Annotated in this window: 25 protein-coding genes; 21 read left to right on the top strand and 4 right to left on the bottom strand. The window is 61.3% G+C overall.

The genetic code is table 11. The features are described 5' to 3' along the window. The 6 genes from RE432_RS15990 to RE432_RS15965 all read left to right on the top strand — a co-directional run bounded on the left by RE432_RS15990 (window position 1) and on the right by RE432_RS15965 (window position 5,487). Window positions 1-981, top strand: a complete 981-nt coding sequence (locus RE432_RS15990; protein WP_310934511.1) for a quinone oxidoreductase — start codon at window positions 1-3, stop codon at window positions 979-981. Between the two features lie 146 nt (window positions 982-1,127). After that, the gene (locus RE432_RS15985; protein ID WP_310934509.1) at window positions 1,128-2,951 is read left to right on the top strand and encodes an acyl-CoA dehydrogenase; all 1,824 of its coding nucleotides are present in this window, start codon (window positions 1,128-1,130) and stop codon (window positions 2,949-2,951) included. 96 nt (window positions 2,952-3,047) lie between these two features. Beyond that, window positions 3,048-3,689 (top strand): peroxiredoxin, encoded by a 642-nt coding sequence (locus RE432_RS15980; protein WP_310934508.1) that lies wholly within the window; start codon window positions 3,048-3,050, stop codon window positions 3,687-3,689. A gap of 298 nt (window positions 3,690-3,987) precedes the next feature. Continuing rightward, window positions 3,988-4,164: a hypothetical protein gene (locus tag RE432_RS15975; protein ID WP_310934507.1), complete on the top strand. Its 177-nt coding sequence runs from the start codon at window positions 3,988-3,990 to the stop codon at window positions 4,162-4,164. Between the two features lie 126 nt (window positions 4,165-4,290). Then, the gene (gene rplS / locus RE432_RS15970; protein WP_310934506.1) at window positions 4,291-4,680 is read left to right on the top strand and encodes a 50S ribosomal protein L19; all 390 of its coding nucleotides are present in this window, start codon (window positions 4,291-4,293) and stop codon (window positions 4,678-4,680) included. A gap of 63 nt (window positions 4,681-4,743) precedes the next feature. After that, on the top strand, window positions 4,744-5,487 hold the full coding sequence (locus RE432_RS15965; RefSeq protein WP_310934505.1) for a CoA pyrophosphatase: 744 nt from the start codon (window positions 4,744-4,746) through the stop codon (window positions 5,485-5,487). Window positions 5,488-5,503: 16 nt separating this feature from the next. On the opposite strand, the gene rsgA is transcribed toward RE432_RS15965, so the two are convergent. Then, on the bottom strand, window positions 5,504-6,409 hold the full coding sequence (rsgA, locus tag RE432_RS15960) for a ribosome small subunit-dependent GTPase A (protein WP_310934503.1): 906 nt from the start codon (window positions 6,407-6,409) through the stop codon (window positions 5,504-5,506). Next, window positions 6,402-7,646, bottom strand: coding sequence for a M48 family metallopeptidase (locus RE432_RS15955; protein ID WP_310934502.1), 1,245 nt, complete (start codon window positions 7,644-7,646; stop codon window positions 6,402-6,404). The genes rsgA and RE432_RS15955 overlap by 8 nt, the downstream gene beginning before the upstream one ends. A gap of 48 nt (window positions 7,647-7,694) precedes the next feature. On the opposite strand from RE432_RS15955, the gene orn reads away from it, so the two are divergent. Beyond that, entirely contained in the window at window positions 7,695-8,240 is a 546-nt protein-coding gene (gene orn / locus RE432_RS15950) for an oligoribonuclease (protein WP_310934501.1), read from the top strand. Between the two features lie 41 nt (window positions 8,241-8,281). Here the strand turns inward: orn and paaX are convergent, their stop codons facing one another. Further along, entirely contained in the window at window positions 8,282-9,238 is a 957-nt protein-coding gene (gene paaX / locus RE432_RS15945) for a phenylacetic acid degradation operon negative regulatory protein PaaX (protein ID WP_310934500.1), read from the bottom strand. Window positions 9,239-9,417: 179 nt separating this feature from the next. Between paaX and paaA the strand changes: the two genes are divergently transcribed. The 14 genes from paaA to RE432_RS15875 all read left to right on the top strand — a co-directional run bounded on the left by paaA (window position 9,418) and on the right by RE432_RS15875 (window position 23,639). Beyond that, entirely contained in the window at window positions 9,418-10,410 is a 993-nt protein-coding gene (gene paaA / locus RE432_RS15940) for a 1,2-phenylacetyl-CoA epoxidase subunit PaaA (RefSeq protein ID WP_310934499.1), read from the top strand. 60 nt (window positions 10,411-10,470) lie between these two features. Then, window positions 10,471-10,758 carry a 1,2-phenylacetyl-CoA epoxidase subunit PaaB gene (gene paaB / locus RE432_RS15935; protein ID WP_310934498.1) on the top strand — a complete coding sequence of 96 codons (288 nt, stop codon included), beginning with the start codon at window positions 10,471-10,473 and terminating at the stop codon, window positions 10,756-10,758. 8 nt (window positions 10,759-10,766) lie between these two features. After that, window positions 10,767-11,531 (top strand): 1,2-phenylacetyl-CoA epoxidase subunit PaaC, encoded by a 765-nt coding sequence (paaC, locus tag RE432_RS15930; protein WP_310934497.1) that lies wholly within the window; start codon window positions 10,767-10,769, stop codon window positions 11,529-11,531. Further along, window positions 11,528-12,037: a 1,2-phenylacetyl-CoA epoxidase subunit PaaD gene (gene paaD, locus RE432_RS15925; RefSeq protein ID WP_310934495.1), complete on the top strand. Its 510-nt coding sequence runs from the start codon at window positions 11,528-11,530 to the stop codon at window positions 12,035-12,037. Before paaC ends, paaD begins: the two co-directional genes overlap by 4 nt. After that, the gene (paaE, locus tag RE432_RS15920; RefSeq protein WP_310934494.1) at window positions 12,038-13,120 is read left to right on the top strand and encodes a 1,2-phenylacetyl-CoA epoxidase subunit PaaE; all 1,083 of its coding nucleotides are present in this window, start codon (window positions 12,038-12,040) and stop codon (window positions 13,118-13,120) included. A gap of 109 nt (window positions 13,121-13,229) precedes the next feature. After that, window positions 13,230-14,894 (top strand): phenylacetic acid degradation protein PaaN, encoded by a 1,665-nt coding sequence (gene paaN / locus RE432_RS15915; protein ID WP_310934493.1) that lies wholly within the window; start codon window positions 13,230-13,232, stop codon window positions 14,892-14,894. Between the two features lie 25 nt (window positions 14,895-14,919). Continuing rightward, window positions 14,920-15,708 carry a 2-(1,2-epoxy-1,2-dihydrophenyl)acetyl-CoA isomerase PaaG gene (gene paaG, locus RE432_RS15910; RefSeq protein ID WP_310934491.1) on the top strand — a complete coding sequence of 263 codons (789 nt, stop codon included), beginning with the start codon at window positions 14,920-14,922 and terminating at the stop codon, window positions 15,706-15,708. Then, window positions 15,708-16,184 carry a hydroxyphenylacetyl-CoA thioesterase PaaI gene (gene paaI / locus RE432_RS15905; protein WP_310934489.1) on the top strand — a complete coding sequence of 159 codons (477 nt, stop codon included), beginning with the start codon at window positions 15,708-15,710 and terminating at the stop codon, window positions 16,182-16,184. Before paaG ends, paaI begins: the two co-directional genes overlap by 1 nt. Window positions 16,185-16,267: 83 nt before the next feature. After that, the gene (paaK, locus tag RE432_RS15900; protein WP_310934488.1) at window positions 16,268-17,584 is read left to right on the top strand and encodes a phenylacetate--CoA ligase PaaK; all 1,317 of its coding nucleotides are present in this window, start codon (window positions 16,268-16,270) and stop codon (window positions 17,582-17,584) included. 851 nt (window positions 17,585-18,435) lie between these two features. Then, entirely contained in the window at window positions 18,436-18,888 is a 453-nt protein-coding gene (gene acpS, locus RE432_RS15895) for a holo-ACP synthase (RefSeq protein ID WP_310934487.1), read from the top strand. Further along, window positions 18,885-19,943, top strand: coding sequence for a beta-N-acetylhexosaminidase (gene nagZ / locus RE432_RS15890; RefSeq protein ID WP_310934485.1), 1,059 nt, complete (start codon window positions 18,885-18,887; stop codon window positions 19,941-19,943). The genes acpS and nagZ overlap by 4 nt, the downstream gene beginning before the upstream one ends. Then, entirely contained in the window at window positions 19,906-21,729 is a 1,824-nt protein-coding gene (gene uvrC / locus RE432_RS15885) for an excinuclease ABC subunit UvrC (RefSeq protein ID WP_310935201.1), read from the top strand. Before nagZ ends, uvrC begins: the two co-directional genes overlap by 38 nt. Before the next feature lie 15 nt (window positions 21,730-21,744). Further along, on the top strand, window positions 21,745-22,341 hold the full coding sequence (gene pgsA / locus RE432_RS15880; protein ID WP_310934484.1) for a CDP-diacylglycerol--glycerol-3-phosphate 3-phosphatidyltransferase: 597 nt from the start codon (window positions 21,745-21,747) through the stop codon (window positions 22,339-22,341). A 2-nt stretch (window positions 22,342-22,343) separates the two neighbouring features. After that, window positions 22,344-23,639, top strand: coding sequence for an MFS transporter (locus RE432_RS15875; protein WP_409079881.1), 1,296 nt, complete (start codon window positions 22,344-22,346; stop codon window positions 23,637-23,639). Between the two features lie 5 nt (window positions 23,640-23,644). Here RE432_RS15875 and queF read toward each other — a convergent pair whose 3' ends face one another. Continuing rightward, on the bottom strand, window positions 23,645-24,469 hold the full coding sequence (gene queF / locus RE432_RS15870; RefSeq protein ID WP_310934482.1) for an NADPH-dependent 7-cyano-7-deazaguanine reductase QueF: 825 nt from the start codon (window positions 24,467-24,469) through the stop codon (window positions 23,645-23,647). Window positions 24,470-24,689 lie beyond the last annotated feature (220 nt).

Genomic DNA, 24,689 nt, shown 5'->3' with positions numbered 1-24,689 from the left:
ATGATCAAGGTTGTCCAGACTACCGGGCCCGGCGGCATCGATGTACTGGAGTTTGCTTCGGTCGAATTGGGGACGCCCGCCAGCGGCGAAGTGCTGCTCAGGCAAACCGCCATCGGCGTCAACCTGATCGACCTTTACCATCGCACGGCGACCGAAGGGCAGTATGCCATCCCGCATCCCGCCGTGCTGGGTGTCGAAGCGGCGGGGGTGATCGAGACGGTCGGGCCGGATGTCAGCGGTTTCGAGCCGGGTGACCGTGCCGCGTATTGCATGGTGCGCGGCGCGTATGCGCAGAAGCGCCTTATCCCCGCGGCGCGCTTGGTCAAGCTGCCCGATTTCATTTCCGATGAGCAGGCGGCGGCCTGCTTGGTGAAGGGCATTACGGCGTACTATTTGCTGCACAGAATCTATCCGGTCGGCCCGGGCGATACCCTGCTGGTGCACGCTGCCGCGGGCGGGGTCGGGCAGATGTTGTGCCAATGGGCCAAGCACCTGGGGGCGATCGTCATCGGAACCGTTGGTTCCCATGACAAAATGCCTATTGCCGCGGCGGCGGGCTGCGGCCATGTCATCCTGCACAATCAGGGTGATTTCAGTGCGCAGGTGAAAGCGCTCACCGCAGGCCGTGGCGTCGATGTTGCGTACGACTCTATCGGCAAGGACACTTTTTCCGGCTCGCTGGACTGCCTGCGCCCGCTGGGGGTCATGGTCAGCTACGGGCAGGCCAGCGGTGCCGTGCCGCCGTTCGATATCGGTGTCCTGGCGCAGAAAGGGTCTGTTTTCCTGGCCAAGCCTACATTGGCCACATTCGTCCAGGACCCGGCCGAATTCAGGCAACTGGCGGACCAGGTATTTCAAGCCATCAGAAGGGGCGCCATACGGGTTGATGCCGGACATCGCAGAGGCCTGAGCGATGCCGCGTCGGTTCATGCCGACCTGGAATCGCGCAAGCCATTGGGGTCGGTCGTGCTCGTGCCTTGACCCGTAAAAAACGGTACAGTGGACGGGTAGGCCAGACATGGCAAAATAGTTTGGACGCTTCATTGCCATCAATGCCGAATGCCGATTGAAACGTCCTGTCGATGCCTCGACAGGACGTCTTGTTGATTATGACTCACGGAGACTCTATGACTTATCGCGCCCCTACCCAGGATATCCGCTTCATTCTGAATGAATTGGCCGATCTTGACGGCGTGCTGGCCTTGCCGGGCTTCGAGGAAGTATCCGGCGATCTGGTCGATGCGGTGCTCGAGGAAAACGCCCGTTTTGTCGAACAGGCGATTGCGCCGCTCAATCGCAGCGGCGATACCGAGCCAGCCACCTGGTCGGACGGCGCAGTCCGGACGTCGCCCGGCTTCAAGCAGGCATTCAGTGAGTTTGCGCAAGGCGGTTGGCAGGGACTGCAGCACGAGCAGGAGTGGGGCGGCCAGGGCCTGCCCAAATTGGTGGGCGCGCCTGCCAGCGAAAACATCAATGCCGCGAACCTGTCGTTTTCCTTGTGCCCGCTGCTGACGGACGGGGTCATCGAAGCGCTGACGGCGGTGGGTACGCACGCGCAGCAGTCTTTGTTCATTCCTCCCATGCTGGAAGGCCGCTGGACGGGGACCATGAATCTGACCGAACCCCAGGCGGGTTCCGATCTGGCCCAAGTCGCTACGCGGGCGGTCAGGCAGGACGATGGCACGTACCGGCTTTCAGGGCAAAAGATCTTCATTACCTACGGCGAGCACGATATGGCGGAAAATATCGTGCATCTGGTGCTGGCGCGCACGCCGGACGCGCCCAAGGGCGTCAAAGGCATTTCGCTGTTCATCGTGCCCAAATACCTGGTCAATGAAGACGGTTCGCTGGGCGCGCGCAACGATGTCTGGTGCGCTTCGCTTGAACACAAGCTGGGCATCCACGGCAGCCCCACCGCCGTGCTGTTGTATGGATCGGGCAAGGGCGACGTGGGCGAAGGCGCGGTAGGGCATCTCGTGGGCCAGGAAAATCGCGGGCTCGAATATATGTTCATCATGATGAACGCCGCGCGCTATGCCGTGGGCATACAGGGGGTTGCCCTGTCGGAGCGGGCGCTGCAGCATGCCACCGCCTACGCGCACGAGCGCATGCAGGGCCAGGCGCTGGAAGGCTCCGCAGGGCCGGTGGCCATTGCCAACCACCCCGATGTACAGCGCATGCTTTTGACCATGAGGGCGTTGACCGAAGGCGCGCGGGCGCTGGCTTATGTGGCCGCGGCCGCTTGCGACAAGTCGCGCCGCCACCCGGATGCGGCCGAGCAGGGGCGCAACAAGGCGCTGTACGAGTATCTGGTGCCGGTGGTCAAAGGCTTTTCCACCGAATTGTCGGTCGAGGTGGCTTCACTGGGCATCCAGGTGCACGGGGGGATGGGCTTCATCGAAGAAACGGGCGCGGCCCAGTATTACCGCGATGCGCGGATACTGCCCATTTACGAAGGGACGACGGCCATCCAGGCCAATGATTTCGTGGGGCGCAAAGTGTTGCGCGACGGCGGGGCGGTGGCCAAGGCGCTGTCGCAGGCCATGCGCGCCACCGTTGCCCAGCTTGAAGAGGCCAGCGCCGGCTCCGGGGCCGATGCGCCAGGGCTGGCATTGATCGCCAGGCGCCTGGCGGCAGGCGTAGACGGTTATGAGCGCGCCACCGATTTTGTATTGGGCAATGCGGGCAGCCATCTACGCGCCGTGTTTCTGGGCAGCGTTCCTTATTTGATGCTTGCTGGCGTGGTTCACGCCGGCTGGCAGATGGCCCGGGCCGCGCTGGCATGCGCCGAGCATGTCCGCGCGGGCCAGGCATCGGGTTTCCACAAGCAGAAGATGGCGACCAGTGTTTTCTATGCTGCCCAGATACTGCCGCGGGCCGAGGCCTTGTCGGCTTCTATTCTAGAGGGAGAGGTTGCGAGCGGCTATGCCAGTATGGTTCAGAGCACATAAGGTTATATGTAAAACTTATTTCCACTAGCTTGCTTATGCTGCCACAATATATGGCATACCATTTCTGTCTGTTGTTTCACCATAAAGAGAGCTGCCATGACGACACTGCGTTTGGGCGATACCGCCCCTGATTTCGAACAAGATTCCTCCGTTGGTAAGATCAAGTTTCATGAGTTCCTGGGTGACGGCTGGGGTGTTCTGTTTTCCCATCCGGCCGACTTCACGCCGGTTTGCACCACCGAGCTGGGCTACACCGCGATTGTGGCGGGCGAGTTCGCCAAGCGCAACGCCAAGGTGATTGCCGTATCGGTGGACGATGCCGAGTCGCACAAGAAGTGGATCGAAGATATCAACGACACCCAGAACACCAAGGTGGAATTCCCTATCCTGGCCGACCAGGATCGCAAGGTTGCGACCTTGTACGACATGATCCACCCCAACGCCAGCACCACGGCGACGGTTCGTTCAGTGTTTATCATCGATCCCGCCAAGAAAGTGCGCCTGACCCTGACTTATCCGGCCAGTACGGGCCGCAACTTCAATGAAATCCTGCGGGTGCTCGATTCCCTGCAACTGACCGACAGCCACAGCGTGGCCACGCCGGTGAACTGGGAAGACGGCGACGATGTCATCATTGTCCCGTCCCTGAAAGACGAAGCCGTCCTGAAAGAGAAATTCCCCAAGGGCTACCAGGAAGTGCGCCCCTACCTGCGCGTAACGCCTCAGCCCAACAAGTAAGCGTTCAGACGTACGCACCGCACCCCAAAGGCTGGACGCCAAGCCAGCCTTTGGGGTGTTTTTCATGGTGGCGGCGGCAGGGCTTCCTGGCTTTGCCATCCGCTTGCCCCGGCCATGATGTCGCGCGCTCGTCACGCCTGAAAATAAAAGCTTGCAAAATATACTGTTGTTTTGTACAGTTCGTCTTACGGACTAGCTGTATGTTTAAACAGTGTTGTTTGCGGCCCGCTGCAGGCCGCCTGCCAAGCAGGCGCCCGTGTTGATGTCAACACCAGCCGCTTTTCATGCGAGACAAAAAATGAAGACTTCTCATCCCAAGAACCCGCCCTCCAAATGGCCTTTTCCGGCACGCAGCGGCAACAAGAAGCCCGCCAGCCTCACGCGTGGCGCCATGGTGGCCGACGTCTGCCTGGTTGCGGTATGGGGCGCCACCATTCCGGGCCTGATGTGGTTGGGGGCGGTTGGCGGCTTTTAAAAAAAAGCGTTTGCCTGTACAATAGCAGGCTTTGCTAACTCATCCTCTGACGGGCTTTGCGTTATATAGATAGCGCAACAACAGCAATAATGCGCCTGCTTCAAGATGAAACCTGGAGTGTTCACCGTGAACCTGATCGAACTTCTTGAACAAGAAGAAATCGCCCGCCTGACCGGCGGCGAAGCCAAGCCCTCGTTTGGCCCTGGCGACACCGTAGTTGTTAATGTAAACGTGGTTGAAGGCGCCCGCAAGCGCGTCCAGGCTTACGAAGGCGTTGTAATTGCCCGACGCAATCGCGGTCTTAATTCTTCTTTCATCGTCCGCAAGATCTCTTCGGGCGAAGCTGTTGAACGTACGTTCCAGCTTTATTCTCCGCAAATCGCCAGCATCGAAGTCAAGCGCCGCGGCGATGTCCGCCGTGCTAAACTTTATTATCTGCGCAGCCGCTCGGGTAAAGCCGCTCGCATTAAAGAAAAACTGGTGCGCAAGTCGGCCAAGAAGGTTGCTGCAGAATAAGCCGCAAGTTTCCGATACAAACCAGCAAAGGCACCCGGCGGGTGCCTTTGTTTTATGAATTTTATGTCGCAAAGCATATTACCTTCTGGAAGCAGGCGTGTTATTGCCACGGGTTTCGATCCCCAGACGCAGCCTATTGTCCAAAGTGATGCCTTGCTTGCGCTGGCGCCCGCCAGCCTAGAGGCCGACTTCATCTGCCATGCTTTCTCCTGTCCGGTGCGGTGGCAGGTGGAACCTGTGTTCACCCAGTCTTTTCAGGCCGACACGGTTCAATTCGATAATGTCATCCAGGCGGCAGTCCTGTTCCCGCTGGTGCAGCGCCCGTCGGGCCTGCATGTGCTGTTCACCCGGCGGGCCTCGCATTTGTATGATCACGCCGGGCAGATTTCATTTCCGGGCGGGCGCATCGAGGCGACCGATCGCGATGCCGTGGCGGCTGCCTTGCGCGAAACGCAGGAAGAAATCGGTGTGGCGCCGGAGTTCATCCGCTTGATCGGCACGCAGCCGGGTTTTTTGACGTCGACCCGCTTTACCATGAAGCCGATTATCGGGCTTATACGCCCGGGGTTCACCATTACCCCCGATAAGACCGAGGTGGCCGAAGTCTTCGAGGTGCCTTTGTCGGTATTGATGGATACGCGTCTGCATCGCCTGCATCAGGCCAATCTGCCCGATGGCGGGCATCGCTACTATTTTTCCATCACCTGGCAGTCCTACTTTATTTGGGGGGCCACCGCTGCCTTGATACGCAACTTCTATCATTATCTGGCCGCGGCGGAAGACCAGGCCGATAAGCGCGTTAAATAGCCCTGGGCCAGCGGTTTCAATATCGGCCCTGCGCCTCGTTTTCAGCCAGTATCCGCTTGTACAGCTCGTGGCGCTCCACCGGGATGTCGCCCCGCGCCAAGGCGGCCAGGACGCCGCAACCCGGTTCGTGGCGGTGCGTGCAATTATAAAAACGGCAGTGTTTTACGCCTTCGCTGAACTCGGGAAAGCCTTGTTCGATCTCCGTCGACGACAAGTGATAAAGGCCGAAGGCCTGGAAACCCGGAGAATCAATCAGGTCGCCGCCATGATCGGGCAGATGATACAGGCGGGTGCTGGTGGTCGTGTGCTTGCCCGCGCCCAAGGCTTGCGAGTGCGCTTGCGTAGGGGCCTGCGCCTGCGGGACCAGGGTATTGAGCAGGGTCGATTTGCCCATTCCGCTTTGTCCCAGCAGCAGGCTGTTGCGGCCTCGCAGCAGCGGCGCCAGCGTCGTTTTCACCTGCTCGGGCGCTAGGGCGCTGACCTCGATGATGCGCAGGCCGGCCTTGGATAAGGTTGCCAGGCGCTCTCGCGCCTTGGGCAGACTGGCGTGCAGGTCGGTTTTGTTCAGGATGACGATGGGTTCTATGTGGGCACTGCGCGCGGCAACCAGCGCACGACCGAGCAAATCGTCGGAAAACAGCGGTTCGGGCGCGACGACGATCAGCAATTGATCCACATTGGCCGCAAACTGCTTGGTGCGCATATCGTCGGATCGGTACAGCAGGTTGCGGCGCTCGAGGATTTCATCGATGGCGCCCTCGTCGGCGCCCTGCGGAGAAATACGAACGCGGTCGCCCACTGCGGCACCGGCTTTCTTGCCGCGCGGAAAGCATTTGCGCAGGCTCCCATCGGGCAGTTCGACCGTATAGTGGCGGCCGTGGGCCGCGATAATGCGCCCCTGCAGGGCAGGGGCTTTATCCATGTTTCAGGTGTTGTATGCGCAGCACGGCAGGCGGATGGCTATCGTAAAACGCTGAGTGTAAGGGGTCGGGCGTAAGGGTCGCCGCGTTATCGTCGTACAGCTTGACCAGGGCCGAGATCAGCCAGTCCGATGAACATTGGCCGGCGGCGTAGCGGTCGGCCTGGAACTCGTCGCGGCGCGATAGCCAACTGGCCAGCGGCGTGGCCCAGAAGGTGAAGACCGGCATGGCCAGGAAAAACAGAATCAGCGCCAGAGCGTCGTTAGGCCTGCCCAACTGGGGCAGCACCCCCAGGCCGGCATAGAACCACACTTGTGTGGAGAGCCAGCCCAGCAGCAGAAAGAAAGCCAGGGCAAGGCCGAAGCTGACCAGCATGCGCTTGATGATGTGCCGATGCTTGAAATGCCCCAGCTCATGCGCCAGCACCGCCTCGATCTCGTCGATGTTCAGGCGTGCCAGCAGCGTGTCGAAAAAGACAATGCGCCTGGCCTTGCCGAAGCCCGTGAAATACGCGTTGCCGTGGGCCGAACGCTTGGACCCGTCCATGACGAACAGCCCTCCGAGCGAAAAGCCGCAGCGTTGCGCCAACTGGTGGATGCGCTCGGCCATCTCCGGGTTGTCCAGCGGCGTGAACTTGTTGAAAAGCGGCGCAATCACTGTCGGAAACAGCCACAGTATCAGGAAATTGAAGGCGACCCATATGCCCCAGGCCCACCAGACCCAATTGGCGCCGGCATTGGCCATGACCCACAGCACGCCCGCGACCAGGGGCGCGCCCACCGCCAGCGTGACGATCAAGGTCTTGACGGTGTCCAGCACGAACAGGCGGGGCGTGACGCGGTTGAATCCGAAGCGGGCTTCCAGCCTGAACTTGCGCCAGGCCGAGAACGGCAGGCCGATGGCCCCGAGCAAGGCCAGCACGGCGCCGATCAGCGCCAGTTGGCGCAGCATCTCGTTCTCGATCAGCAGGCCCAGCTGCATATCCAGGATCTGCAGGCCGCCCAGCAGGGTCAGGCAGACCAGGACAGCGGCCTCGGTGATGCGCTCCACCATGGAGAACTGGATTTTTGCAATGGTGTAGTCAGCCGCCCGTTGATGGCTATGCAGGCCGATGCGGTCGGCGAACTCGGCGGGAACTTGGTCACGGTGCGCGCGCACATGACGCATCTGGCGATGATCGAGCCAGAAACGGATAAGAATGTCCGCCAGTAGAAAGGCAATAAACAACAAGGTAAACATAGGAAGCGGGCGTATGCGAAAATCTCTGTTTTAACGAAGGATGACAGTATGGCGGCGAATGATCAGCGTTTAGTGTGGCTCGACATGGAAATGACGGGCCTGGACCCCGAAAAGGAACGCATTATCGAAGTGGCGGTCGTCATTACCGAGGCCGACCTCAGCTTCGTGGCCGAAGGCCCTGTACTGGTTATACATCAAAGCGATGCCTTGCTTGATGCCATGGATAAATGGAATCAGTCCACCCACGGCAAGAGCGGGCTGATCGACAAGGTCAAGGCGTCGACCCTGACCGAAGAGCAGGCCGAAACCCAGTTGCTGGCTTTCCTGGCCCAGCATGTCCCCGCCGGAAAGTCGCCCATGTGCGGCAATACGATCGGGCAGGACCGCCGTTTCATGGTCAAGTACATGCCCCGGCTGGAAGCTTTTTTCCATTACCGCAATCTTGATGTCAGCACGCTGAAAGAGCTGTCGCTGCGCTGGAAGCCCGAAGTCTATAAAAGTTTCGTCAAGAAAAGCCGGCACGAGGCGCTGGCGGATATTTACGAGTCGATCGACGAACTCAAGCATTATCGCGAGCATTTTATAAAATTGTGAGCCCCGATGCGGGGCGCAGTGCGTGTACCGCCCAACGTCCTTCATGCCGCCGCCTGGGAGCGGGACGATTTGTTCCGGCCGCCGAAACGCTCGTGCACATAGGGCTGGAGCGTCTGGTAATGCAGGGGATCTTGCCCCAGCACCTCGTCAAGGTGCGCTTCGGCCAGATCGAATACCCGCCAGTACAGCACGCCGCATAGTTCCCGCGCCGCGTGGCCGGGCCAGTCCTGGGGCAGCATCTGCCGGGGCAACTGGGGATCGTGCAAGACGATCCGGCGCCACTCATGTAGGGTCAGCGCCCGCAATGCATAGGCCTGGGACGGGCGCATGCCGTTGTCGATGGCGGTCAGCATGGGGCCGAAAGTCTCCGAGAAATTCCGATATTGCTGGGCAACCCCTTCCAGGTCCCAGCATTGCGCGATCAGGTCGCTGATCAGCAAGCCTTTCCCCTGATTCATTTCATGCGCGCCCAGGACCAGGGCCTTGGCGCTGAGTTTGAGCTTGCTGAGCACTTTATGGGCGGGCGCGGTCTGGTTGCGGGGCAGGGCAAAAATGCCGGGCGCGATGGCGCCGAAACCCGCCCAGATCAATTCCCGCCGCACTTCACTGCGTTTGCTCAGGCTGCCGTTGCCAAAGCGCGGCAGCACGACGAGCGTCCAGTCGCCTTGCCACTGTGGGGGCGAGCCTTCGTAGATTCGGCCCGAGGCCTGGCGGGTCAGCTCTTTCCCATGCTCGCTCAGGCGATACAGGCTGCGGCGCCCGTGCCGCTCGGATTGCAGCCAGTCTTGCGCCACCAGCCTGAAGACGCTTGTGCGCAGCAGCCGCTCGTTGATGCCCAGGGGCGTGACCAGTTCGATCAGATGGCTCAGCCAGATGCTGCCGCCGTGAGGCTCGATGGCATCGCCCAGCAGGGTCACGCACAGCGACTTTGCGCGCGGGGGGTCCCGTTCGAGCAAAGCGTGTATCAGATGTTGTAGCGTGGGCTGGGTATCGTGCATGGCAAGCGTGTCCGTGGCGGCAAGCCATCTTATACGAAAGTGCTGCGGGGGATGCCGCCCAAGGCCTATTTGATACTAAAATTTGATTGACATCAATATTTTTGTATTAAATAATGAATGCATGAAGACGGCCCGGCGATCCAGGCGCCGCCCGCAAACCAAGACAGGAGACCGCCATCATGTATGCGCAACTCGTTGAAACCGGGGTCAAGAGTGTTCGTTCCGTCGATGAACTGACCGGGTCCGAGCAGGCCTTTCAGCAACGCATCGACGAGGGCGTGCGGATCGAGCCGAAAGACTGGATGCCCGAACCCTACCGGAAGACACTGGTCAGGCAGATTTCCCAGCACGCCCATTCTGAAATCGTGGGCATGCTGCCCGAAGGCAATTGGATCACGCGCGCGCCCACGCTCAAGCGCAAAGCGATTTTGCTGGCCAAGGTGCAGGACGAAGCGGGTCACGGCCTGTATTTGTACAGCGCCGCCGAAACACTGGGCGTGTCGCGCGACGACCTGGTCGACGACCTGCATTCGGGCAAGGCCAAGTATTCCAGCATCTTCAACTATCCCACCTTGACCTGGGCCGATATCGGGATGATAGGCTGGCTGGTAGACGGTTCGGCCATCATCAACCAGATCCCGCTTTGCCGTTGTTCCTACGGCCCTTATGCGCGTGCCATGGTGCGTGTCTGTAAAGAAGAATCCTTCCATCAGCGCCAGGGCTATGACTTGCTGATCCAGATGTGCCGGCACGGCACGCAAGCCCAGAAAGACATGTGCCAGGAAGCCCTGAACCGCTGGTGGTGGCCGGCGCTCATGATGTTCGGGCCGTCCGACGCCGACTCGCCCAATAGCGCGCAGTCCATGCAATGGCGCATCAAGCTGTTCTCGAACGACGAGCTGCGCCAGAAAATGGTCGACCAGACCGTGCCCCAGGCCGAATACCTGGGCCTCACAGTGCCTGATCCCGATCTCACATGGAATGAAGAGCGGGGCCATTACGATTTCGGCGAGATTGACTGGGCTGAGTTTTATGCGGTGATCAAAGGAAACGGCCCATGCAACCGCGAACGCCTGGAGGCGCGTGTTCGCGCTCATGAAGACGGCGCCTGGGTGCGGGACGCGTTCTCGGCCTATGCCGACAAGCAAGCGCGCAAGCGGGCGGTCGCCTGACCCCGTATTGGCGCGTTAACCTGATTGGGGCAGCCCTGGCGCCGCCCCGCGGAGACGACAATGAATCAAAAAGCATGGCCCCTGTGGGAAGTGTTCATTCGAAGCCAGCATGGCCTGGCGCATAAGCATGTGGGCAGCCTGCACGCATCCGATGCGGAAATGGCCATCAACAACGCGCGGGATGTCTATACGCGCCGCAACGAAGGCCTGAGCATCTGGGTCGTGAAGGCCGCCGACATTGTGGCCAGCAGCCCCGACGACAAGCAGCCGCTATTCGAACCGGCCAATAGCAAAGTCTATCGCCATCCTACTTTCTTTCCCATGCCGGAAGAAGTCAAACATATGTAGGAGGCCGTATGGACCACGCTTTGTTCCAGTATTCGCTGCGCATGGGCGATACCAATCTGATACTTTCCCACCGCCTGTCGGAATGGACGGGCCATGGCCCGGCGCTTGAAGAAGACCTGGCCATGACCAACGTGGCGCTCGATCTGCTTGGGCAGGCGCGTCTGTGGCTGACGCTGGCCGGCGAACTCGAAGGCGCGTCGCGCGATGAAGACCAACTGGCTTACTTGCGCGATGCGCCCGAGTACCGCAATTACCTGTTGGTGGAGCGCGAGAACGGCCATTACGGCAATACCATCGCGCGTCAGTTCTTCTTCGATGTCTGGCATTATTTTCTGCTTCAGGCGCTCTGTACCTCGGGCGATGAGCGCGTGGCGGCCATCGCTGAAAAGTCCATCAAGGAAGTCAGCTACCACGTGCGGCGTTCCTCCGATATCCTGGTCCGCCTGGGCGATGGCACGGCCCAGAGCCATGCCAGGATGCAAGAGGCCGTCAACGATGCCTGGCGTTTCGTCGGCGAACTGTTCCTGGATGACGAGGTAACGCTGGCATTGGCTGAACGACGGCTTGCGCCCGCCCACGCCAGCCTGTGGCCGGCCTGGCTCGACCATGTCGGCGCCGTCCTGAGCGAAGCCACGCTGAGCCTGCCCGACGCCGATGAAGCCAGGCATCCTGCCCATCAGGGCGGCGTGCAGGGCCGCCACACCGAGGCGCTGGGGTATTTGCTGGCGGAAATGCAGCATCTGCAGCGCAGCTATCCGGGAGCGTCCTGGTGAATGCCGTTGCCCATCGCCCCGCCCACGAGCAGGTCCTGGAATGGCTGGCCGCCGTGCCCGACCCCGAGATTCCGGTGCTGTCGGTCGTCGACCTGGGCTTGATCCGCGACATTGCCTGGGAAGACGCTACGTGCGTGGTCACGATTACGCCCACCTATTCGGGCTGTCCGGCAATGCAGGAAATTTCTGCCGACATACGGGCCGCCCTGCTGGCGCAGGGCATCCGGCAGGTACGCATCGAAACCCGCCTGTCGCCCGCCTGGACGACCGATTGGATGACCGAGAAGGGCCGCAAGGCACTGAAAGGCTACGGCATTGCGCCGCCCGCCGAAAAGGCGATTGATTTTTCGGGGATTTCCCGCCAGAACACGGCGGTGGCCGTCCCATGCCCGCTATGTGGCTCCAGCCACACCCGTGTCATCAGCCATTTCGGCTCGACGTCCTGCAAAGCTTTGTACCGCTGTCATGCCTGTGGCGAGCCATTCGACTATTTTAAGGCGCACTAGATGAATCAGTTCTATTCCCTGAAAGTGGCGTCGGTTGCCAAGAACACACGTGACGCCGTGGTGGTCACATTCGACGTGCCTGGCGAACTGCACGATAAGTTTTCTTTCCGCCCCGGCCAGTACCTGACACTGCGCACCCAGCTCGATGGCAACGAGCTGCGCAGGTCGTATTCCATTTGCGCGGCGCCAGGCGACCGGCAATTGCGTGTTGCGATCAAGCGGCTGAACGATGGCGAGTTCTCCAGCTGGGCCAATGAGCACCTGGCTTCGGGGCAGCAGTTGGATGTCATGCCGCCCGACGGTCATTTCACCGTCGACTTTGTCCCCGGACAGGCCCGTAACTACGTGGCGTTCGCGGTCGGCAGCGGCATCACGCCCATTCTGTCCCTGGTGAAAACGGCGCTCGAGACCGAGCCGGTCAGCACCTTCACCCTGTTCTTCGGCAATCGTGCCTCGTCGGCCGTGCTGTTCCGCGAAGAGATCGAAGACCTCAAGAACCGCTACATGCAGCGTTTTTCGCTGGTCTACGTCATGAGCCGCGAACACCAGGATATCGACCTGTTCAACGGGCGGCTGGATGGTCCCAAGGCCGCGCAGTTGCTGACCCTGTGGATGGACCCGTCCCGGATCGATTACGCTTTTGTCTGCGGTCCGCAGGACATGACTGAATCGGTTACCCAGGCCCTGCGCAACAAGGGCCTGGATAAATCGCAGATCAAGTTCGAGCTGTTCGGTTCGCCCAAGGGGCCCCGCGCACTGCGTACCGGCCAAGAGGCGCGCAAGGCGCCAGGCAAGGACTTGTGCGAAGTCACCGTGGTGCAGGATGGCCTGACGCGCACGCTGACCATTGAAAAGAACAAGGACAGCGTGCTGGATTCCGCCCTGGCCCAGGGAATAGAGCTGCCGTATTCCTGCAAGGGCGGCGTCTGTTCCACCTGCCGATGCAAAGTCATCGAAGGCGAGGTCGACATGGATGCCAACTTTGCGCTGGAAGACTATGAGGTCGCACGAGGCTTTGTGCTGTGCTGCCAGAGCTTTCCCGTGACCGACAAGCTGGTCATCGATTTTGACCAGGAAACCTGAGGGCGCCCGCCAAAGCGGGTGGCAATACCCCGCAAGTCCGGATTTTCCTTTAAATTTGAATCATATTGACCGCGCCGGATCCCGGGCGGTGTTCTAAGGAGCAAGCACTGTGTCGACCGATTTTTTCAAGGCCCATCAGGGCGTTCTGGAACAGGCCGTCGCGGCGGCGGCCTCGCGCGGCTACTGGAGCCCGTTTTCCGAATCCCCCAGCCCTCGCGTGTATGGCGAAACCGCCAACGATGACGGCCGGGCTGCCTTTGAGGCCTACCGCGGCAAGGATTTTCCCCTGCGGCAGGAAGGGGCTGCCGGCCAGACCGGCAGTGAAATCTCGCCTTTCGGATTTCCCCTGGACATCCGTTATCCGCAGGTCCCGGCGCGGACTCTGGTTGACCAGTCGGAAGCGGCGCTCGAGACTTGGCGCGAAGCCGGTCCGCAGGCATGGGTCGGCGTGTCGCTGGAGATCCTTCACCGCCTGAACCGGCGCAGTTTTGAAATGGCTTATGCCGTCCAGCACACCACCGGCCAGGGTTTCATGATGGCCTTCCAGGCAGGCGGGCCGCACGCGCAAGACCGGGGGCTGGAGGCTGTGGCCTATGCCTGGCAGGAAATGGCCCGTATCCCCGGCCTGGTGACCTGGGAGAAGCCGCAGGGCAAGCATGATCCCATCAAGATGCAGAAACGATTCACCGTGGTGCCGCGCGGCATCAGCCTGGTGATCGGCTGCTCCACCTTTCCGACTTGGAATGGCTATCCCGGCCTGTTTGCCAGCCTGGCGACCGGCAACACGCTGATCGTGAAGCCCCATCCGGGCGCCATCCTGCCGCTGGCCATTACGGTACAGATTGCCCGCGACGTATTGGCCGAAGCCGGCTTCAACCCCGATGTCGTGCAACTGGCCGCGCATGGCGCGGACGACGACACGGCCCGGGCGCTGGCTCTGGACCCCGCGGTCAAGCTCATTGATTTCACCGGCAGCAGCGCCAACGGCAACTGGCTGGAGCAGAACGCGCGCCAGGCCCAGGTCTACACCGAGAAAGCGGGCGTGAATCAGGTCATCATCGATTCCGTCGACGACTTCAAGAGCGTGGCGCGCAATCTGGCTTTTTCGTTCGCCCTGTATTCCGGCCAGATGTGCACCGCGCCGCAAAACGTCTACGTGCCGCGCGACGGCATCAAGACCGCTGACGGCCATATGAGCTTTGACGATGTGGCCGCCGGCCTGGCGCAGGCGGTGGAAAAGCTGGTTGCCGATCCCGCACGCGCCGTCGAGATCACGGGCGCCATTCAAAACGAGGGCGTTGTGCGGCGCCTGGATGAAGCGCGCGCGCTGGGCCTGTCCATACTGTCCGACAGCCAGCGGCTGGCGCACCCCCAGTTTGAAGGCGCCCGTGTGCACACGCCCTTGCTGTTGAAGACCGATGCGGGCAATGCCGCGATCCAGCGAGAGTGGTTCGGCCCCATTGTGTTTGTGGTGGCGACCGACTCCACCGACAGCAGCATCGAATTGGCCAGGCAGACGGTGGTGGATCACGGCGCCTTGTCCCTGTCGGCTTATGCCACCGACGCAGCCATTGCTGAAAAGGCGCAAAAGGCCGCCGAGCGTGCCGGGGTGTCTTTGTCGCTGAACCTGGCCGGCGCTGTTTTTGTGAATCAGACGGCGGCCTTCAGCGACTTTCACGGTACCGGCGCGAACCCCGCCGCCAATGCGGCCCTGTCCGACTCGGCCTATGTCGCCAACCGCTTCCGTGTGGTGCAAACTCGTTGGCACGCCTAAGCATCAATCAGTTTCCGGAGACAGCATGAGCTACGAAAGCATCCAGTTTGAATTGAAGCAGGGCATCGCCCGCATTGTCTTGAACCGCCCCGACAAGCTGAACAGCTTTACGGCGTCCATGCATGGCGAATTGGCCGATGCGCTGGACAAGGTCGAGGCCGAAGGGGCAAGAGTATTGGTACTGACGGGCAACGGCCGCGGTTTTTGCGCCGGGCAGGATCTGTCCGAGCGCGAAATGGGAACGGGCGGCGGCTCCGTCGACCTGGGCGAGACGATCCAGAAGTACTATGCGCCGCTGGTTCGCCGCCTGCGTGCGCTGCCTTTGCCCGTCGTGGTCGGGGTCAACGGCGTGGCGGCCGGCGCTGGCGCCAACCTGGCGCTGGCGGGCGATATTGTCATTGCCAAGGAAAGCGCCAGCTTCATCCAGCCATTTTGCCGCCTGGGCCTGCTGCCCGATACCGGCGGCACGTATGTGTTGCCGCGCCTGGTCGGCCAGGCGCGGGCCATGGGGCTTTCCCTGCTGGGCGACAAGCTGACTGCGCAAAAGGCCGAGCAGTGGGGGCTGATCTGGGAGTGTGTCGCCGATGATGCCTTTGAATCCCGCCTGGATGAGCTGGCCGGCCATTTTGCCTCGGCGCCCACCAAAGGCCTGGCCTATACCAAGCGCGCCCTGAACCAAAGCCTGTCCAATAGCCTGGACGACCAACTGGACCTGGAGCGCGACCTGATGCGCGAGCTGGGCGCCAGCCACGATTATGCTGAAGGGGTTTCGGCATTCCTGGGTAAGCGGCAAGCTGTGTTCAAGGGGAAATAATGCGCGCTTCATCATCGAATGCCCAGGAAGAGGGTTTGGACGCTTTGCCCGACGATCCCCAGGCACTGGCCGAGCTGACTGCCCGGACCATGTATGCCAACGACGCCGCGTCGCAGGCGCTGGGGGCGCGAGTCGTATCGGTGGGGCCGGGCCAGGCGGCCATGAGCATGACGGTGCGCCCGGACATGCTCAATGGCCATAAAACCTGCCATGGCGGCTTCATCTTCGCCCTGGCCGACAGCACCTTTGCCTTCGCCTGCAACTCGCGCAATGCCGTGACGGTTGCCTCGGGATGCACCATTGATTATCTGGCGCCCGGGTTCGAGGGGGATGTACTGACGGCGCAGGCCACCGAATACTCGCTGGCGGGCCGCACCGGTATCTACGACGTGCATGTCACCAATCAGGATGGCAAGCGAATCGCTATTTTCCGTGGACGATCATATCGGCTCAAGGGGCTGGTGGTTGGCGAATAGCAGTGCAATCGAATCACGGCGGGCAGGCCGCCATGGATACAAAACATCTGGTCTATTGAAAACATAAAGGGTAGGAGCCGAACATGTCAGAAGCCAAATCGTCGAACGCTGGCCGCGACGCCATCGAACACGCCAGCAAGGATGAACTGCAAAGCGTGCAGCTTGAGCGCATGAAGTGGTCGCTCAAGCACGCTTACGACAATGTGCCGCACTACAAGCAGGCGTTCGACGCGGCGGGCGTTCATCCCGACGATCTGAAGCAGCTTTCCGATTTATCGCGTTTTCCGTTCACGACCAAGCAGGACTTGCGCGACAACTATCCTTTCAGGATGTTTGCGGTGCCGCGCCAGCAGGTCGTCCGCATCCATGCTTCCAGCGGTACGACCGGCAAGCCGACGGTGGTGGGCTATACCGCCAAAGACATCGACAACTGGGCGGATCTGGTGGCCCGATCGATCTGGGCCGGGGGCGGCCGCCCGGGCGATATTGCGCACATTGCCTATGGGTATGGCCTGTTCACCGGCGGGCTGGGGGCGCACTATGGCGCCGAAAAGCTGGGCTGCAGCGTCGTGCCGATGTCGGGCGGGCAAACTGAAAAGCAGGTGCAACTGATTCAGGATTTTCAGCCCAGCATCATCATGGTGACGCCTTCCTATTTCTGCAACATCATCGAGGAAATGGAACGCCAGGGCATGGACCCGCGCGAAAGCGCCTTGCGCATCGGCATTTTCGGCGCCGAGCCCTGGACGGGCCAGATGCGCCAGGATATCGAGCAGCGCGCGGGCATCGACGCGGTCGACATATACGGCTTGTCCGAGGTGATGGGCCCGGGCGTGGCCATGGAGTGCATCGAATCCAAAGACGGTCCGGTGGTGTGGGAAGATCATTTCTATCCCGAGATCATCAACCCGGACACGGGCGAGGTCGTGCCTGAAGGGGAAGAGGGCGAGCTGGTGTTTACGTCGCTGACCAAAGAGGCCATGCCGGTCATCCGCTACCGCACGCGGGACCTGACCCGCTTGCTGCCGCCGACCTCGCGCAGCATGCGCCGCATCGGCAAGATCACGGGCCGCAGCGATGACATGCTGATTGTCCGTGGTGTGAATCTGTTCCCGACCCAGGTCGAGGAAATCGTCCTGAAGATGCCCGAGCTGGCGGCCCAGTATCAGTTGGTGCTGACGCGCAGCGGCAATCTGGACGAACTGGAGATTCTGACCGAGGTGCGTCCTGAGTTCGATCATTTAAGCGTTGCGCAGCGTGATGCGCTGGCTTTGAAGCTGAAGCATGCGGTGAAGACGTATATTGGCGTGTCGGCGCGTATTACGGTGCAGACGGCGGGGCTGGTTGAGCGGACGCTGACGGGGAAGGCGCGGCGGGTGATTGATAAGCGGGCCCGGTAGTTTTTTGCTTGTCGGCGTGTCGTTTTGTTGTATTGGTCGTGTTGTGGATGTTCTTGCCAATGCGTTGAGTGTTTTGACGCGTTCCTTGATGTTCTAAAGAAGGCGGGGGTGCCGGGCGCTGTTCCGGCTTCACGCGCGGCGTCCCTGGCTGCGCCAGGGATACCCGGTTCAGGCCCTCCAATCGGGGCGGACGCGGAACTCGCGCGATCGGGCCAGTGGCCCGAAAGCCCGCGCTCAAACAGGCCGCGCCCTTGCCTCCCCGATTGAATGGCCTGAACCGGCTTGCGCAAGGCGCCTGCACAGCGCCCGGCACCCCCGCCTTGTAGAGCATGCATGAATGGGGTGCATCGTTGAAGGGGCTTGTGTTTTGGCGTGACGGTGCTGAACGGGCAAAGGATACATGGCAAGCAATTGGCAAAGCATAATCAGTTGGCAAGGCACAAGCAGTAGGCAAGGCACAAGCAGCAGGCAAAGCACAAGCAACTGGTAAATAGCAGACAGGCACATTGTTGTTTCTCCCGCGATGCTGGGCTCTGCCGGGTGTCAGGGGGTGGGGCCGGCTACGGCGTGCTTGTTTCCGCATCTTCCTCGTTCGGCCGGGCGTCGGGCGAACTCACTCGCTGCGCTCGCTCAGACAACGCCCGACGACAGCCCCCGGCCTGCCTTCGGAAGCCTGCGGCGCACGCCTAACCGCCGGCCCCACCCCCTGACACCCGGCAGAGCCTTGCCCCAATAACAATACGCAGCAACCGTCATCCGACAATATCCAGCAACCGTCATCCACCGCCATAAAAACAACTCTTCCCCGACAAGGTATCATTTCATGTTCTGGCCGTATGGTGGACAAGGTGATGATGGCGGATGTAGGGCAGGCGGGCATAGCGGGAATCGGCATGGACTTGCTGCGGCTGGACCGCATCGAGCGCGTCCATGCGCGCCATGGTGACAAATTCGTGCATCGCATCCTGGGCCCGCAGGAGATCGACAAGTTCCGGCTCCGTTACCAGCGTGACCCGAAGCGCGGGCTGCGTTTCCTGGCCACGCGCTTCGCCGCCAAGGAAGCCTTCTCCAAGGCCATCGGCCTGGGCATGCACAGCCCTATGGCATGGTCGCGCATGCAGACCCTGAACGAAGCCAGCGGCAAGCCGCGCGTACAGCTGTCGGAACCGCTGGCCAGCTGGTACGGCCAGCGCTTTGGCAAGGCCCACATTTCCGTCACGGACGAAACTGATACAGTGGCGGCCTTCGTCGTCGTCGAAACCCTGGCACTGACACGTAAAGATTCAACGGAACCGACTTTATGACAGCTAACAATACACGCGCGAGTTTGCCTCCGGGCCCCGTCATGGTAGATGTGGAAGGCACGACGCTGACGCATCACGAGCGCGAGCGCCTGCATCATCCCCTGGTGGGGGGCGTGATTCTGTTCGCGCGCAATTTCGATCATCGCGAGCAATTGGCGGCCCTGTGCCAGGCCATACACGCCGAGCGTGACGAACCCCTGCTGATCGCCGTGGATCACGAAGGCGGGCGCGTACAGCGTTTCCGGACCGATGGCTTCACCTCCATCCCGGCGATGAGCGTGTTTGGCGAACTGTGGTCGCAGGACTCCCTGGCCGCCATGCGCCTGGCTTCCGAGGCCGGTTATGTGCTGGGGGCCGAATTGCGCGCCTGCGGCGTGGACCTGAGCTTTACGCCGGTGCTCGATCTGGACTATGGCGTCAGCAAAGTCATCGGGAATCGCGCGTTTCACCGCGACCCCCGCGTGGTGGCCATGCTGGCCCGGGCGCTGATACAGGGGCTGATGCTGTCCGGCATGGCGGCTTGCGGCAAGCACTTTCCCGGTCATGGGGCGGTCGAGGCGGATTCGCACCACGAGATTCCGGTCGATGACCGCAGTTTCGAGCAGATCATGCAGGAAGATGCCGCGCCCTATGGGTGGCTGGGCGATATGGTGCTGCCGTCGGTCATGCCCGCCCATGTCATTTATTCCGCAGTCGATCCGCATCCGGCGGGTTTTTCGCGCCACTGGATACAAAAAGTCCTGCGCCAGGACCTGGGTTATGGCGGCGTGGTTTTTTCGGATGACTTGACCATGGAAGGCGCAACCGTGGCGGGCGACATTCTGGCGCGTGCCACGGCCGCGCTGAACGCCGGCTGCGATATGGTGCTGGTCTGCAACCGCCCCGACCTGGCCGACGATCTGCTGGCCAGGCTGGACGTGGCGCATGACCCCGTCGCGGCTCAGCGCATACGCCGCCTGATGCCCGCCAGCACAGCGCTGGGCTGGGATGCCTTGCAGGCCGATGAACGGTATCAATATGCCCGACAGCTTCAATCTCAAATCGTTTCTGGCTGACCTGCCGCATCTGCCCGGCGTTTATCGGCATATCGATGCGCAGGGCGAAGTGCTGTATGTGGGCAAGGCGCGCGACCTCAAGAAGCGCGTAAGCTCATACTTCCAGAAAACCCCGGGCAGCCCGCGCATTGCGCACATGGTGGCCCGGGTGGAGCGGCTGGAGGTGACGGTGACGCGCTCCGAGGCGGAAGCCTTGCTGCTCGAGAACAATCTGATCAAGCGCCTGAAGCCGCGCTACAACATTCTTTTCAGGGACGACAAGTCGTACCCCTATCTGATGTTCAGCGGCCACGACATTGCCCGGATTGCCTACTATCGCGGCAGCACCAGCGGAAAAGGCCGGTACTTCGGACCGTATCCCAATGCCTGGGCCGTTCGCGAAACCATACAGATACTGCAGCGGGTGTTTCGTCTGCGCACCTGCGAGGACAGCGTATTCGCCAACCGCTCGCGGCCCTGTCTGCTGTATCAGATCGGGCGCTGTTCGGCGCCTTGCGTCAATCTGATTTCGGCCGCCGATTATCAGGCCGATGTCGCGCGTGCCGTGCGCTTCCTGGATGGGCGCGCCAGCGAGGTCATGCGCGATATCGAACAGCGCATGCACCAGGCCTCCGATGCGCTGGAATTTGAAAAAGCCGCGGTCTTGCGTGATCAGGTGGGCGCCCTGGCCAAAGTGCTGCAGCAGCAATCGATGGAAAAAGTGGGCAACGATGACGTCGATGTGATCGCCGTGGCCTCGGCGGGCGGCCGGGTATGCGTGAACCTGGCCATGATACGGGGCGGCAGGCACTTGGGCGACAAGCCGTTTTTCCCGACCCATACGCTGGATGACAGCCCGGCCGATGTGCTAGCCGCTTTTGTGGCGCAGCACTATCTAGAGAGCGCCATGCCGGCGGTGCTGGTGTGTTCGCACCCGTTGCCCGATCCCGATCTGATCAAGCTGCTGGCCGAACAGACGGGCGTCCGGGCCCGCATGCTGTTCAAGCCCCAGGGCATACGCAGGACCTGGCTCGAGCAGGCGGCCAAGAATGCCGAGCTGGCGCTGGCGCGCCTGTTGACCGAATCCAGTGCGCGGGCGGCGCGCAGCCTTGCGCTGGCCACCGCGCTGGATCTGGATGTGGACGAAGCCGCCCTGGATGCGATGCACATCGAATGTTTCGACATCAGTCACACAGCGGGCGAAGCCACGCAGGCGTCCTGTGTGGTCTATAAGCATCATGATATGCAGCCCTCGTTGTATCGCCGCTACAACATTGCGGGCATTACGCCCGGCGATGATTATGCCGCCATGCGGCAGGTGCTGACCCGCCGCTTCAGCCGGGTGGCTGACGGACAGGCCGAGATGCCCAGCATCGTCCTGATCGACGGAGGCAAGGGGCAGGTCGAGGTGGCCCGGCAGGTCTTTGTCGAGCTTGGACTGGACGTGCGCAGCATCGTAGGCGTCGCCAAAGGGGAAGGCCGCAAGGTGGGGCTGGAAACCCTTGTGTTTGCGGATGGCAGGGCGCCGGTGGCCCTGGGCGTCGAGTCGGCTGCTTTGATGCTGGTTGCCCAGATACGGGACGAAGCGCACCGGTTCGCCATCACCGGCATGCGCGCGCAGCGCGCCAAAGCGCGCAATGTGTCGCGCCTGGAAGAAATCGAAGGCATAGGCGCCCGGCGGCGCCAGAAGCTGCTGGCCCGCTTCGGCGGATTTTCGGGCGTGGTGGATGCCAGTATCGACGACCTGAGGTCGGTGGAGGGAATTTCGGATGAGCTTGCGGAACGTATCTATCAGGCGCTGCGATAGGGTAGTATTCAACTTATGCCTATAAATCTGCCCATCGCCCTGACTTGGCTGCGCATCGCCATGATCCCGCTGATTGTCGGGTTGTTCTATATTCCGGCCGACTGGATATCCGTTCCGGTGCGCGATGCGGTCGCCGCGTTCGCCTTCATTGTGGCCGCCCTGACCGATTGGTTCGATGGCTGGCTGGCCCGGCGCTGGAATCAAACCTCGTCCTTCGGCGCCTTCCTGGATCCCGTGGCCGACAAACTGATGGTGTGCGCCGCGCTGCTCATCCTGCTCGACCTGAATCGCGTCGATTCCTTCATTGCGCTGATCATCATTGGCCGCGAAATCACCATCTCGGCGCTGCGTGAATGGATGGCCAAGATCGGGGCAAGCGGCAGTGTGGCGGTGCACCGGCTGGGCAAGTTCAAGACAGCCGCCCAGATGGTTGCCATACCGTGCCTGCTGTACTGGCAGCCGCTGTATGGCGTGTCGCTTCAACTGGTGGGACAGGTGTTGATCGTGATCGCCGCCATCCTGACGGTATGGTCCATGTTCTATTACCTGCGTCGCGCATGGCCTGAAATCCGCGACCGCTCCGACCGGGACAAAGGTTCAAGAAAGGCATAAAGATGATGGCGGCAAGTGTTGATTCCATTGAAGATACTTCTGCGCTGAAGCGCCGGGACTGGCAAATCATCAGCCTGATCGGCTCAGCGCACGCATCGTCCCATTTTTTCCAGCTGGTCATCCCCACGCTGTATCTATCGCTGGCCCATGAGTACGGTTACGATTTCGTGCGGCTGGGCCTGCTTGCCACGGTGTTTTTCCTGGTGTCCTGCTTTGGGCAGGCCTCGTCGGGCTTTGTCGTCGACCGCATCGGGCCCGCGCCCGTGCTCCGTTTCGGCCTGGGCTGCTTCGTGCTGTCCGGCATACTGATTGCGAGCTCGAACGGATACGCCATGCTGCTGCTGGCCGCCGCCATTGGCGGCATCGGCAACTCCGTATTCCATCCGGTTGATTATTCCATCATCAACCATCGCGTCAGCCAGCGCCGGCTGGGCCATGCCTTCAGCACGCACGGACTGACGGGCAATCTGGGCTGGGCGCTTACGCCGGTGTTCATGGCGACCATCATCTATCTGTCCAACTGGCGGGTTGCCGCGTTCGCCGCGGCGGCGCTGGTGGCTTTTGTGCTGTTCCTGACATGGCTGGGCCGCGGCCTGCTGGCGGGCAAGAATGAAAGCGTGCCGGAACCGGCAGCCGAGAGCGGCGCCGGCCAGCAGCAAACAGACCTTTCCCGTCAATCGGTAGGGCAGACACTGGCTACGCTGCTGGTGCAACCGGCGCTTTGGGGCGCTTTCCTGTTCTTTGCCTTTACCTCCATGGCTTTATCGGCGGTACAGAACTACACCATTCCCATGCTGGGCGACGTATACGGCATCGACAAAGTCCTGGCGGGCACCACCTTGTCGGGCTATATGATTGCGGCTGCCGTCGGCATGGTGGCCGGCGGCTTCCTGGTCGGGGCCACGCCCAACACGGAACGAACCGTGGCTATTTCACTGGTGCTGGCCGGTGTGTTGCTGGTGGTGCTGGCCGCAGGCAGCGTACCGCCGTCTTTTGCCATGGTGCTGGTGGGCCTGGCGGGTTTTTGCTCGGGCGTTTCCGCCCCTTCCCGCGATATGCTCATACGGCGGGTTACGCCCAAAGGGGCGACCGGCACCGTGTACGGCCTGGTCTACTCCGGCATGGATGTGGGATCTTCGCTGGCGCCGGTCGGATTCGGCCTGCTGCTTGATGCCGGCCTGGCCCAAGGCCCCTGGATCGGCGCGGCCGCCGGCTTTGTGCTGGCCGCCGGTATGGCTGTGCTGGTGGCCAGGTCGGCTGGCCGCAGCGCCATGCCCGCCAGCCCGGCCAGGGCCTGAGCCGGTTATTGCCTGGGGGTTCTGGCCTGGCCGACGTCGGCGGGGGCGCTGCTGCGCCAGGGGTTGATGTCCAGGCCGCCGCGCCGTGTATAGCGCGCATAGACCAATAAAGAGTGGGGTTGGCAGGCCTGCCAGATATCGCAATACATTTTCTCGACGCAGTGCTCATGAAATTCCGTATGGCGGCGCAGGGAAACAATGTATCGCAGCAAGGCATGGCGATCAATTTGCGGGCCGGTATAGCGCACCTGCACGCTGCCCCAATCAGGCTGTCCGGTGACCGGGCAGTTGGACTTGAGCAAGTCGGACACCAGCGTTTCGCTGACCACCGGGGCATCGGGCAGGCAGCGCAGCAGGCCGGGTGCGGGCTCATAAGTGGATATGTGTATATCCGCATCGTCGATGCTGATCCCGTCCAGGGCGCCGCATTGCAAGCCCAGCTTCGGGTCTAGCGGTGTGATATCGACGCGGACGCCCGCCCCGGCCGCTTGGCTCAGGTCGCGCCGCATGACCTGGCTGACGGCATCCGCATGGTCGAAACGCTCTTCGCTGAAAGAATTCAGATACAGCTTGAACGACTTGGACTCCACCAGCCTGGGGCTGTCGTGCGGGAACGTAAAGCGGGCCAGGGCCACGACAGGCTTGCCTTTAGGCGTCAGCCAGGACACTTCGTAGGCATTCCAGATGTCGGCGCCGTGCCAGTTTGCCGGGATGGCCAGCGCCGCCCGGTTGGTCGCGCGCTCGATAGGGAAAAGCAGGGCGGGGTTGTAGGCGTCCGGATAGGACACCTCCTGGCCCAAAGGCGTCTGCGCAAGGGTGGAATCGTGCATGGTGTTCGAAAGCAGAAGAATAAGCGCCCAGGTCCAGGGTTCTGCCGGGCGGAACAAGAAAACATTGTACCTTGCCGTCCGAGACTTATCGCATGGTGAAAAATCGCTTTCGCATTACGAAATCATCATGTTGCGCTGCATGATAATAATTTTCATAGCGAAGAATTTTGTTTCATAATGCGTAATGTATATTTCAACTATCTGTTTTAAAAGGAAAACA

The sequence above is a fragment of the Pusillimonas sp. SM2304 genome (assembly GCF_031628915.1).
Classification (GTDB): domain Bacteria; phylum Pseudomonadota; class Gammaproteobacteria; order Burkholderiales; family Burkholderiaceae_B; genus Pusillimonas_C.
This window is presented reverse-complemented; position numbering and strand designations above follow the sequence as displayed.